The organism is Pseudomonas sp. S31 (assembly GCF_016648105.1).
Classification (GTDB): Bacteria; Pseudomonadota; Gammaproteobacteria; order Pseudomonadales; family Pseudomonadaceae; genus Aquipseudomonas.
On the sequence record NZ_JACVVE010000076.1, the window covers coordinates 1 to 10,259 of the forward strand.

Annotated in this window: 13 protein-coding genes and 1 tRNA gene; 7 read left to right on the top strand and 7 right to left on the bottom strand. The window is 63.6% G+C overall.

The features are described from left to right. Positions 1 to 113 precede the first annotated feature (113 nt). Positions 114 to 575 (top strand): hypothetical protein, encoded by a 462-nt coding sequence (locus IAE37_RS28335; protein WP_201178756.1) that lies wholly within the window; start codon positions 114 to 116, stop codon positions 573 to 575. A 74-nt stretch (positions 576 to 649) separates the two neighbouring features. On the opposite strand, the gene IAE37_RS28340 is transcribed toward IAE37_RS28335, so the two are convergent. Then, positions 650 to 1,252 (bottom strand): hypothetical protein, encoded by a 603-nt coding sequence (locus IAE37_RS28340; RefSeq protein ID WP_201178757.1) that lies wholly within the window; start codon positions 1,250 to 1,252, stop codon positions 650 to 652. Between the two features lie 344 nt (positions 1,253 to 1,596). On the opposite strand from IAE37_RS28340, the gene IAE37_RS28345 reads away from it, so the two are divergent. Next, a complete protein-coding gene (locus tag IAE37_RS28345) occupies positions 1,597 to 1,791 on the top strand; it encodes a hypothetical protein (protein ID WP_201178758.1) in 195 nt (64 codons plus the stop codon). Between the two features lies 1 nt (position 1,792). Here the strand turns inward: IAE37_RS28345 and IAE37_RS28350 are convergent, their stop codons facing one another. Continuing rightward, on the bottom strand, positions 1,793 to 2,206 hold the full coding sequence (locus IAE37_RS28350) for a DoxX family protein (protein WP_201178759.1): 414 nt from the start codon (positions 2,204 to 2,206) through the stop codon (positions 1,793 to 1,795). A 148-nt stretch (positions 2,207 to 2,354) separates the two neighbouring features. Here IAE37_RS28350 and IAE37_RS28355 point away from each other — a divergent pair. The 5 genes from IAE37_RS28355 to IAE37_RS28375 all read left to right on the top strand — a co-directional run bounded on the left by IAE37_RS28355 (position 2,355) and on the right by IAE37_RS28375 (position 5,994). Further along, a tRNA-Leu gene (locus IAE37_RS28355) sits at positions 2,355 to 2,439 on the top strand. A gap of 222 nt (positions 2,440 to 2,661) precedes the next feature. Then, positions 2,662 to 2,946 carry a hypothetical protein gene (locus IAE37_RS28360; RefSeq protein WP_201178760.1) on the top strand — a complete coding sequence of 95 codons (285 nt, stop codon included), beginning with the start codon at positions 2,662 to 2,664 and terminating at the stop codon, positions 2,944 to 2,946. A 76-nt stretch (positions 2,947 to 3,022) separates the two neighbouring features. Beyond that, a complete protein-coding gene (locus tag IAE37_RS28365) occupies positions 3,023 to 4,168 on the top strand; it encodes a two-component system sensor histidine kinase NtrB (protein ID WP_201178761.1) in 1,146 nt (381 codons plus the stop codon). An 11-nt stretch (positions 4,169 to 4,179) separates the two neighbouring features. Beyond that, entirely contained in the window at positions 4,180 to 5,625 is a 1,446-nt protein-coding gene (locus IAE37_RS28370; protein ID WP_201178762.1) for an ATPase domain-containing protein, read from the top strand. A 9-nt stretch (positions 5,626 to 5,634) separates the two neighbouring features. After that, positions 5,635 to 5,994, top strand: coding sequence for a response regulator (locus IAE37_RS28375; protein WP_201178763.1), 360 nt, complete (start codon positions 5,635 to 5,637; stop codon positions 5,992 to 5,994). Positions 5,995 to 6,060: 66 nt separating this feature from the next. Here the strand turns inward: IAE37_RS28375 and csrA are convergent, their stop codons facing one another. The 5 genes from csrA to modA all read right to left on the bottom strand — a co-directional run bounded on the left by csrA (position 6,061) and on the right by modA (position 10,113). Then, positions 6,061 to 6,261 (bottom strand): carbon storage regulator CsrA, encoded by a 201-nt coding sequence (gene csrA, locus IAE37_RS28380; protein ID WP_201178768.1) that lies wholly within the window; start codon positions 6,259 to 6,261, stop codon positions 6,061 to 6,063. A gap of 254 nt (positions 6,262 to 6,515) precedes the next feature. Next, on the bottom strand, positions 6,516 to 7,538 hold the full coding sequence (locus IAE37_RS28385; protein ID WP_201178764.1) for a DNA topoisomerase IB: 1,023 nt from the start codon (positions 7,536 to 7,538) through the stop codon (positions 6,516 to 6,518). 43 nt (positions 7,539 to 7,581) lie between these two features. Beyond that, the gene (modC, locus tag IAE37_RS28390; RefSeq protein ID WP_201178765.1) at positions 7,582 to 8,673 is read right to left on the bottom strand and encodes a molybdenum ABC transporter ATP-binding protein; all 1,092 of its coding nucleotides are present in this window, start codon (positions 8,671 to 8,673) and stop codon (positions 7,582 to 7,584) included. Between the two features lies 1 nt (position 8,674). After that, positions 8,675 to 9,355, bottom strand: a complete 681-nt coding sequence (modB, locus tag IAE37_RS28395; protein ID WP_201178766.1) for a molybdate ABC transporter permease subunit — start codon at positions 9,353 to 9,355, stop codon at positions 8,675 to 8,677. Continuing rightward, positions 9,355 to 10,113: a molybdate ABC transporter substrate-binding protein gene (modA, locus tag IAE37_RS28400; protein WP_201178767.1), complete on the bottom strand. Its 759-nt coding sequence runs from the start codon at positions 10,111 to 10,113 to the stop codon at positions 9,355 to 9,357. Before modA ends, modB begins: the two co-directional genes overlap by 1 nt. Positions 10,114 to 10,259: the final 146 nt, after the last annotated feature.

Consider the following 10,259-nt stretch of genomic DNA (forward strand, 5'->3'; position numbering starts at 1 on the left):
TATTCGAAAGCCCCGCAGATTAACGTCTGCGGGGTTTTTCTTTGTGGGTCGAAAAAGCTTGGAGCTCCGGCATGGAGTGCCGAAACTGCGTTTACCAAACAGGGAGGCTGGTAATGGATTTCTTGCGAAGCGTCCGGACGTTTGGCGTGCAAATAATGCCGACCCGATCACGTACAGCTGCGTTCCTATGGCTTGCGATCTGGATCGTGATCCTGCGCTATGGGGGCTTGTCCGGCTCACTTATCGCCTATTTGGTCCCTTTCGGCTTTGTTCTGTTCGCGCTGGGGCCGCTGGAGCTTCTGCCGCAACACTGGCACAGGCTCAACTTCCTGGCGAATGGCCTGACGTCTGGCTTCTTCTTTGCCAGCATCATGTTCGCTGGCGCGGTACTGTCTTATGAAGTGCCGATGGAGAGTGACGCAAGAGCAGCATTCTGCCTGAGCTTCTGGGCTTTGCAGCTGTTTATCTTCCACAAGGCCGATGCCTGGATAAAACAGTCGCCGTTTCGTCGGCTGGGTGAATATCGCATGGCGTATTCCCCTCCCGAGGCCAGCCGAAGAGCCGAGCGGGACTGAGGTTTGTGGCCGGGCAGGCATGAAAAAACGCGCCAGGGGCAGGGCATGCCGCTGGCGCGTTTTTTCTACAAGCCTCAGAGCTTGGAGGATTGAGTCTCACCCACCTCGGACGCCTCGGCGCTGGAGATCGTGTCTACCGCCGGGGTGATGGTGGCCGGCATCACGTTGGTCAGGGTCACCGCATATTTGCCCAGGTCGCTTTCCATGCGCTGGAAGTTCACGGCCACTTTCTCGCCTTGCCAGCTCATCACCTCGGTCTGGTAGGACGCGCCGGACTTCATTTTGATCCACTGCATGTGCTGGTCGCTCGGCTCGCCGAAGCGCTGGGTCAGCATGTCCGTTACCAGGTACAGGCTGTTGGCGTTACCACTGAACACCAGTTCGTTGAGCTGGCCGTCCTTGAGGTTGGCGACCAGCTTGTAACCCGGCGAAATCGGCAGGTAAGGCAGGCCGCGGACCTCGAAGCTGTCCGGGATAGCGGTGGCGATGCGGCACAGGGTTTCTGGCTTGCTGCCATCGGCAGGGCACTCGGCCACTTGCTGGACGAAGTCGCCCTGCAAGTCAACGCCGAGGAATGCGGTCGGTTCCTGTGACCAGCTGCCGCGGTTTTCATCAGCCCAGGCAGCACCCACAACGAGCAATTGCGCCGAAATGACGAAGATAGAAAGGGGCTTCATGGAGTCCGTCCTTGGGGAAAAGTGGACAAAGAGGTGCAGAATACTCGCCCGGAAGCGATCTTCAATGCTGCCAAAGTGCTATGGGTAAAATGGTAACAATGTCGAAGTGATATGGGAAAGCCTCCATTTGTAATGGCAGGCGTCCGCGAAGCGTGAAGTGCGCCACACGATGTTCGGTTTTTCCGAGCGGAAAAAGAAAAAAGCCCACCATGGAGGTGGGCAACGAACGTTTGAAGGGAGAGATTGCAGCCTATTGCGGGTGGGTTAAGCGAGCGTTAACCCAAATGCATTGACCGCGCGCGATGATGTGCCTATACAGGCGAGGCCAATTTCCAGGAGCCAGCATGCACGACGAAGACGACCTGCACGAACCCGAGCACGATCACCTGCTCGACCAGGAATTTCTCTACGACGACCTCGACCACGAAGCGGATGCCCAGGGCGCCGAGGATGAAATCGAAGAGGACGAGGACACGCTGGATGACTTCATCGACGAAGACGAAGACCACCCAGCCTGGCTCGACGACGACGCCGACTGAGTCAGCGGCCGTCCAGCGAGAAGCGCCCGGGCCCGCTCACTGCGAGTAGCAGCAGGCCGCCGATGATGCTCAGGTTCTTCAGGAACTGGGTCATGTTGGCGCTGCGCTCGGGGTCGACCATGTTCCAGAACGGGTGGCCGATCAGCGCGGTGCCCAGCACGAACAGGGCGAACAGGAACGCCAATGGCCGGGTGTAGAAGCCCAGGATCAGCACGATGGCAACGAAGAACTCCATGAGCACGGCCACCGCCGCCGCCAGCGTCGGGGCAGGGGCGCCCAACGAGCTCATGTAGCCGACCGTGCCCTCGAAGCCGGTGAGCTTGGCCCAGCCGGACACCACGAACAGGATCATCAGCAGTATCCGCGCAACCAGGATGATAAGGTCGCGTTGGCCGTCGAACAGGGAATAGCGCATGGCGGTGGTCCTGTGGGGGGAGACAAATCCCACTCTAGCAGCTGCAGGGCGGTTTGCTGGGATCGGGCCCACACACGGTGGCCGGGTGGGTCGTCTAATGCGTTGATTTTCGCCATCTTTTCGTGTCTAATCGGCTGCTTCCCGTCGTGCCCTGATGGTGAAATTGGTAGACACATCGCACTTAAAATGCGCCGTCGCGAGACGTGCCGGTTCGAGTCCGGCTCGGGGCACCATCAACATCGCTTCGTTGTTTTATCTATCGCCTGTCCCTGATCTTCGCCGGGGCCGAAGGCTGCCTGCTGCGGTAAACCTGCCGCCGATATGCACCAATGTTATATACCCCTAGCGTGTAGCGCCTATGATCAAGGATGGAGACCGTCGCGCTGTGCTGAATTGACACAGCAGTATCAATACGCCACTGTTGCGGTTTGAATTGGATCCAAGAGTGCGAAGCCATGGCACTGGCCACTCCGCCTGCCCGTTCTGGGCGTATCGTTCGCCCCCGGCTGTTCTGGCGCCTGCTGTTCGCCCACGTAGTGGTGGCGGCCGCCTTTTTGTACCTGTGCCTGATCTGCCTCGGAGGTTATTTGCTGATGCTCGCCTTCGATGTCGAGTATCCTGAAGCGCAGCGGTTGCACGCCTTGCTCGGCGGTGGTTCGATCACACTGATCGGCGCGTGGCTGTTGAAAGTGGCCATGCCGCGTCGAGTCAGCCCGTCGCTGATCGAAGCCGACCCGTGAACAGCCAATGCATGCCTTGCGGTTGAGCTGCCCGGCAAGCCCATGATCTCCCTCCCGCCGTGCCAGTGGAGCGCGTATGGTTTCAGCTGAATGTCTCGACCAGCCGGTGATGCCGGCCGAGCGCTACGAGCAACTGGTGCAGTCGGTGGTCGACTACGCCATCTACATGCTTGACCCCCTCGGCCGTGTGGTGTCTTGGAATGCAGGTGCCGAGCGGATCAAGGGCTACCGCTCCGACGAGGTGATCGGCCGGCATTTCTCGATGTTCTTCACCCCCCAGGATATCCGCGACGGGCGCCCCGAACGGCTGTTGCGCCAGGCGCTCGAACAGGGCGTGGCGCAGGACGAAGGCTGGCGCGTGCGCAAGGATGGCACGCAGTTCTGGGCGTTGGCCGCGTTGGATGTGATACGCGACGAGCAAGGCCGGATCGTCGGCCTGGCCAAGGTCACGCGTGACATCACCGACCGCCACGAATCTGCCCAGCAACTGGATGCGGTGCGTGCCCAGCTGTTCCAGGCGCAGAAGCTCGAGGCCCTGGGCCAGTTGACCGGGGGCATGGCGCACGACTTCAACAACCTGCTCACGATCATCCTCAGCTCTGCGCGTCTGGCGCTCAATGCGCAGGATCCGGCGCGGGTCCAGCGCATGCTCGAGCACATCGTCGATGCCGGGCAGCGCGGCACCCAATTGACCCAGCAACTGCTCAGCTTTGCCCGCCACCGGCAATTGAACGTGGCGCGCATTACCCCTGCCGAACTGATCGCTTCGACGCGCGGTCTCATCGAGCATGCCTTGCCCAGTTCGATCAAATTGCACGAACAGGTGCAGCCCGACCTGCCGTTGATCGACGTGGATGCCGGGCAGTTGCAGATGGTCCTGCTCAATCTGGTGTTCAATGCTCGTGACGCCATCGAGGGCGAAGGGCGCATCGACCTGTCGGTGAACACCGTGACATTGGCTGGCGAAGTGGACGGCTTGTGTGGCCCGTATGTGCGGTTCGATATCCGCGATACCGGGTCGGGTATCGAGGCGGCCGTGTTGCCGCGGATCTTCGAGCCGTTCTTCACCACCAAGCCCTTTGGCAAGGGCACGGGCCTTGGGCTCAGTCAGGTGTATGGTTTCGCCAAGCAGAGCGATGGCGCCATCGGCGTGGCCAGTAGCGTCGGCGAAGGCAGTTGCATGAGCCTTTATCTGCCAGTGTATTCCGGCAACCTCCAGTAAAGGTAAGCATCATGGCTCAGGCATTGCAGCGTTTGACCACCGGGATCGAGGGGCTCGATGCGTTGCTCAAGGGCGGGTTGGTCATGGGCGCCTCGTACATCGTCCAAGGCCCGCCTGGTGCGGGCAAGACCATTCTTGCCAACCAGTTGGCCTGCAACCATGTGCGCCAGGGTGGACGGGTGCTGGTGGCGACCTTGCTCAGTGAGTCCCACGAACGCCTGTTCCAGTACCTCGGTACGCTGGAATTCTTCGACCCGGCCCTGGTGGGTGACCCCATCCAGTTCGTCAGCGCTTTCGACACCTTGGAGCAGGAAGGCCTCGAGGCGGTGGTGCGGCTGCTGCGCCAGGAAATCGCCCGGCAGCAGGCCAGCCTGCTGATCGTCGACGGTGTGCTCAACGCCCGGGTGCATGCCGAAACCACCCTCGTCACCAAGAAGTTCGTCTCCGAACTGCAAGGCCATGCGGCCTTCGCTGGCTGTACCGTGCTGTTGCTGACCAGCGCCCGCCTGGACGAAGGCAGCCCCGAGCACACCATGGTCGATGGCGTGATCGAGCTCGGCGAACAGTGGGTGGGCAGCCGCGCGGTGCGCCATATCCAGCTGCGCAAGACCCGCGGCAGCGCGGCGCTGTCCGGCCGTCACGAATGCCTGATCGACGGCCGTGGGCTGCAGGTCTTCCCGCGTCTGGAGGCGCTGTACAGTCATCCCAGCCAGTATGGCAACGACAGCCCGGGGCGGGTCAGCAGCGGCGTACCGTCGCTGGATGCGATGCTCGATGGTGGCCTGGCCAGCGGTTCGGTCAGCCTGTTGATGGGGCCTTCGGGCGTTGGCAAGACGTCCCTCGGGCTGGCCTTCCTCGGCGCCTCCACCCCCAGCGCACCAGGCCTGTATTTCGGCTTCTACGAAACCCCGGCGCGTTTGCGCCTGAAGGCTGCCTCGCTGGGTTTCGACTTTGCCGCACTGGAGCACCAGGGCGCCTTGTCGCTGTGCTGGCAACCCACTACCGAGGGCTTGCTGGATGAGGTCGGCGCTCGTCTGCTGGCGCAGGTCGAGGCTCACGGCAGCAAGCGCGTGCTGATCGATAGCCTGGGCGCCTTCAGCCGCCTGGCGGTCGAGCCGACGCGGCTCAATGGCTTTTTCCGTGCCTTGGCTGGCGAGCTGCGCGCGCGTGACGTCAGCGTGATGTTGACCTGGGAAATGCGCGACCTGTTCGGCGCGGAAATCACTGCGCCGGCGCCGGACCTGTCGGGCCTGGTCGACAACCTCATGCTGATGCGTTTCGTCGAACTGGACTCGCAGCTGCGGCGCCTGCTGTCGATCCTCAAGGTGCGCGACAGTCACCACGATCCGGCCCTGCACGACCTGCAGATCGGGCCGGGCGGCATCACCCTGACGCGGGCGTTCGAAGGCGCCTGCGGGGTGTTGTCGGGCACCCCGATGCCGCAGGGCAGTGGTTGACGATTGCCCATGAACACCATCCTGGTCGTCGATGACGAATACCTGATCGCCGATATCCTCGGCTTCGCCCTGGAGGACGCCGGGTACCTGGTGGAAAAGGCCAGCAATGGGCGCAAGGCCCTGGAGGCATTGCAGGACAAACGCGTGCAACTGGTGATCACCGACTACATGATGCCGGTGCTCAATGGCGAGGAACTGGTGCGGGCGATTCGCGAGGAACTGCAACTGGCGGACCTACCGGTGATCCTGATGAGCGGCGCCCAGGCAAGTCAGGGCCTGGTCTGCCCGCAATGGTTCGCGGCCGTTTTCGACAAACCGTTCGACATCGACAGGATGATCGCCAAGGTGCGTGAGCTGCTTGGCGCTTGAGGCGCAGAGCTGCGCCTGAGCGGGAACGGGCAAGCAAGCGCATCCGTGCGGCTTGAGGGTGAACGATCAATTCTGCTCTTCGTTGCCTTTTTCCGGGGCTGGGTTGCCAGCCTGGATGCGTTTGAAGATTTCCTCACGGTGAACCTGGACATCCTTTGGTGCATCGATGCCAATTCTCACCTGCATCCCTTTGACTCCCAGAATGGTGACTTTGATGTCATCGTTGATGACGATACTTTCGCCAACCTTACGGGTGAGTATCAGCATGTAGTTCTCCTTGGTGGGGTAAAAGTCCGTCGAGCCAGATGCCACGGCGGCGGGAGCCTGTCCCTCTTCCTTCTCATTAAAGACGCTTTCGGCCCAGAGTAATTCCCCGAACGCATAAAATCTGTTGAAGGTCTTCACTTGCAGGCGCCGATGTAAAGCCTGAATGGCGTGTCGGCGAAGGTGCTCGCTGGCAAGAATAGGGCGCTTCGTGGCAGATGGGAAATTTCTCTGCATGATGGCCAGGATAGGCCTGCTCAATCGCCCGTGAGCGCCTCCTGCGCCTGCAGGAACAGCAGCAACGCCACTTCTTCCGCTTGCAGGCCTTTGCGGCTTCTGTGCCTGGGCAATTCGGCCAACCGGCCGAGTTGGTAATGCTCGAGCACAGCGGGGTGGATATAGCAGCGCCGGCACACCGCCGGGGTGTTGCCCAGGCGCTGGGCGACCTGGCGGACGATGGCCGTGAGCTGGCGCTTGGCTTCGCTTTCCGGCTCCCAGGCCAATGGTCGCAGCAGGCTCAGGGCCAGGCTGCTGCCGGCCCAGGTGCGGTAGTCCTTGGCGGTGAAATCGGCGCCGGTCAGTTGCTGGAGAAACTGGTTGACCTCGCTGGAGCCGACGCTATGCCGTTGGCCATTTTCGTCCAGGTACTGGAACAGCGCCTGCCCGGGCAGCTCCATGCAACGCTTGAGCAGGTTCGCCAGGCGCCGGTCGCGCAGGGTGACGTCATGCTCCACGCCGCGTTTACCACGAAACTGGAAGCGCACCGTGCTGCCCTGGACCTTGACGTGGCGGTTGCGCAGGGTGGTCAGGCCATACGACTTGTTGTCGCGCAGGTATTGCGGGTTGCCGATGCGGATCAGCGTGTTGTCGAGCAGGCATACCACCAGGGCCATGACTTTTTCCCGATCCAGCCCTGGCCGCGCCAGGTGCAGGTCGAGCTGCGCGCGCAGCTTGGGCAGTGCCTGGGCGAAGGCCAACATCCGCCCATACTTGTGCTGGTCGCGCAGGCTGCGCCATTCGGCGTGGTAGCGGTATTGCTTGCGCCCGCGGGCGTCACGGCCGGTGGCTTGCAGGTGGCCCTGCGGGTCGGCGCAGATCCACACATCGGTATAGGCCGGCGGGATCACCAGCGCAGCGATGCGGGCCAACGTGTCTGGGTCGCGTACCCGCTCGCCGGCGGGGTCCAGGTAGATGAAGCGGTCGCGCCAGCGCTTGCGGGTCAGGCCTGGCTGGCTGTCGTCGACATAATGCAGGGTACGGGGCAGTGGGCAGTCGAGCATGGACGCGTTCCGTCGAGCGGGTATTGCTCAATGGACAGCGCGCTCAGCCCAACAGTGCCACCGACTTGATCTGCGCCCACAGCGCCTGGCCCGGGTGCAGCCCCAGCTGGTCCGCCGAGTAGCGGGTGATGCGCGCCAGCAGGGCGTTGCCACCGGCATCCAGGCTCACCAGCACATGCGCCGGGTTGTCCGCCGGGCGGCTCTCGCGCACGCGCACCGGCAGGCGGTTGAGGATGCTCGAGGCGCTGTCGGCCGCCAGCGCCAGGCTGACATCGCGGGCCTGGACCTTGATGCGCAGGGTGCTGCCCATGCTGTGCGCCGGATGGGCGATGCGCAGCAATGGGCCTTCGCTGCCGGGCAGGCGCAGGTCAAGCAGGTCGTAGTGGGGGTCATGGCCGACCACCATGCCGTCGAACACCACCCCGGCGTCATCGCCCTGGGCCAGCGACAGGTCCAGGCGCGCCAGGGTCGCGGCGATCGGCCCGCTGGCGGTGGCCCGGCCGTGCTCCAGCAGCACCAGGTGATCGGCCAGGCGGGCAACTTCGTCCTGGGCATGGCTGACGTACACCACCGGGATGTCCAGTTCGTCGTGCAGGCGCTCCAGGTAAGGCAGGATCTCGCGCTTGCGCGGCCCGTCGAGCGCGGCCAGTGGTTCGTCCATCAGCAGCAGCCGCGGGCTGCTCAACAGCGCGCGGGCAATGCCGACCCGTTGCGCCTCGCCACCGGACAAGGTGCCCGGCTTGCGCTCCAGCAGGTGGCCGATGCCCAGCAGCTCGCCGGCTTGTTCCAGGCTGACCTTGCGCTGGCTGGCTGGCACTCGGCGCCAGCCAAACTCCAGGTTGCCGCGCACCGAAAGGTGCGGGAACAGGCTGGCCTCCTGGAACACGTAGCCCACGGGGCGCAGGTGCGGGGCCACGAAGTGGCTGCGGGCACTGTCTTCCCAGACCTCGCCGTTGACCTCGATGTAGGCGCTGGCGGCCCGCTCCAGGCCGGCCAGGCAGCGCAGGCAGGAAGTCTTGCCCGAGCCGGAATGGCCGAACAGCGCGCTGATGCCGCGCCCCGGCAACTGCAGGTCGACATCCAGCTTGAAGTCGGCGCGCAGCAACTGCAGGCGCGCCACGATCGATGCGGTCATATCAGCTCCAGCCCGCCTTGCCGCGGCGCCCCGCGTACAACATCAGCAGCACCAGGAAGGAGAACACCAGCATGGCCCCGGCCAGCCAGTGGGCCTGGGCATATTCCATGGCCTCGACGTGATCGAAGATCTGCACCGAGACCACACGGGTCTTGTCGGGGATGTTGCCGCCGATCATCAGCACCACGCCGAACTCGCCCACGGTGTGGGCGAAGCCGAGGATGCTGGCGGTGACGAAGCCCGGACGGGCCAGTGGCAGCACCACATGGACGAAGGTGTCCCACGGGCTGGCGCGCAGAGTAGCGGCCACCTCCAGCGGGCGCTGGCCGATGGCGCCGAAGGCGTTCTGCAGTGGCTGCACCACGAATGGCATCGAGTACACCGTCGAGCCGATCACCAGGCCGGTGAAACTGAACACCACGGTGCCCAGTCCCAGCGCCTGGGTGGCCTGGCCCAACCAGCCGTGGGGGCCCAGGGCGATCAGCAGGTAGAAACCGATCACCGTTGGCGGCAGTACCAGCGGCAACGCCACCACAGCCCCCACCGGCCCGCGCAGCCACGAGCGTGTGCGCGCCAGCCACCAGGCGATGGGGGTGCCCAGTACCAGCAGGATCAGGGTGGTCAGGCTGGCCAACTTGATGGTCAGCCAGACCGCCCCCAGGTCACTGGCGTCGAGCGGCATCAGAGCTCATAGCCGAACGACTTGATCACCGCGGCGGCTTTAGGCCCCTTGAGGTACTCGACCAGGGCCTTGGCTGCGGCGCTGTCCTTGCCTTTGTTGAGGATCACGGCGTCCTGGCGGATCGGCTCGTGCATGTTGGCCGGGACGATCCAGGCCGAGCCGCTCTGTACCTTGCCGTCCTTGTAGATCTGCGACAGGGCGACGAAGCCCAGCTCGGCGTTGCCGGTGGAAACGAACTGGTAGGCTTGGGTGATGTTCTGGCCTTCGACGATCTTGGCCTTGGTGGCGTCGGTCAGGCCGAGCTTGGCCAATACCTGGGTAGCGGCCAGGCCGTAGGGCGCGGCTTTCGGGTTGGCGATGGAAAGGTGCTGGAATTCATTCTTCTTCAGTACTTCGCCCTTGTCGTCGACATAGCCGTCCTTGGCCGACCACAGGGCCAGGGTGCCGATGGCGTAGGTGAAGCGCGAGCCGGGGACGATTTCCTTTTCCGCTTCGAGCTTGGCCGGGGTGCTGTCGTCGGCCGCGAGGAACACCTCGAACGGCGCGCCGTTCTTGATCTGCGCGTAGAACTGCCCGGTGGCGCCGTAGGCAGCGACCAGCTTGTGTCCGGTGTCTTTCTCGAAGTCCTTGGCGATGGCCTGGATCGGCGCTGTAAAGTTGGCGGCGACCGCTACCTGGACTTCATCGGCCCAGGCGCTGTTGACGGAAAGTAGGCTGGCCAGGGCGGTTGCGGCCAGGTGGGTCAGGCGGATACGCATGAAGACAGCTCCTTGGGGGTTATCGTTATAGTCTGAACTATATAGCGATAGGCCATTCGTCGGGAAGGGGTAGGCGAGGGCTGGTGGGGATGTGGCGTGGGGGGGGGGGGGGGGGGGGGGGGGGGGGGGGGGGGGGGGGGGGGGGG

Bases quoted from the DNA above. Each gene is read 5' to 3' on its own strand.
- modA (WP_201178767.1), bottom strand. From the start codon at position 10,113: ATGCGTATCCGCCTGACCCACCTGGCCGCAACCGCCCTGGCCAGCCTA.
- IAE37_RS28360 (WP_201178760.1), top strand. From the start codon at position 2,662: ATGGCACTGGCCACTCCGCCTGCCCGTTCTGGGCGTATCGTTCGCCCC.
- modB (WP_201178766.1), bottom strand. From the start codon at position 9,355: ATGCCGCTCGACGCCAGTGACCTGGGGGCGGTCTGGCTGACCATCAAG.
- IAE37_RS28335 (WP_201178756.1), top strand. From the start codon at position 114: ATGGATTTCTTGCGAAGCGTCCGGACGTTTGGCGTGCAAATAATGCCG.
- IAE37_RS28370 (WP_201178762.1), top strand. From the start codon at position 4,180: ATGGCTCAGGCATTGCAGCGTTTGACCACCGGGATCGAGGGGCTCGAT.
- IAE37_RS28350 (WP_201178759.1), bottom strand. From the start codon at position 2,206: ATGCGCTATTCCCTGTTCGACGGCCAACGCGACCTTATCATCCTGGTT.
- IAE37_RS28375 (WP_201178763.1), top strand. From the start codon at position 5,635: ATGAACACCATCCTGGTCGTCGATGACGAATACCTGATCGCCGATATC.
- IAE37_RS28340 (WP_201178757.1), bottom strand. From the start codon at position 1,252: ATGAAGCCCCTTTCTATCTTCGTCATTTCGGCGCAATTGCTCGTTGTG.
- IAE37_RS28345 (WP_201178758.1), top strand. From the start codon at position 1,597: ATGCACGACGAAGACGACCTGCACGAACCCGAGCACGATCACCTGCTC.
- IAE37_RS28365 (WP_201178761.1), top strand. From the start codon at position 3,023: ATGGTTTCAGCTGAATGTCTCGACCAGCCGGTGATGCCGGCCGAGCGC.
- csrA (WP_201178768.1), bottom strand. From the start codon at position 6,261: ATGCTGATACTCACCCGTAAGGTTGGCGAAAGTATCGTCATCAACGAT.
- IAE37_RS28385 (WP_201178764.1), bottom strand. From the start codon at position 7,538: ATGCTCGACTGCCCACTGCCCCGTACCCTGCATTATGTCGACGACAGC.
- modC (WP_201178765.1), bottom strand. From the start codon at position 8,673: ATGACCGCATCGATCGTGGCGCGCCTGCAGTTGCTGCGCGCCGACTTC.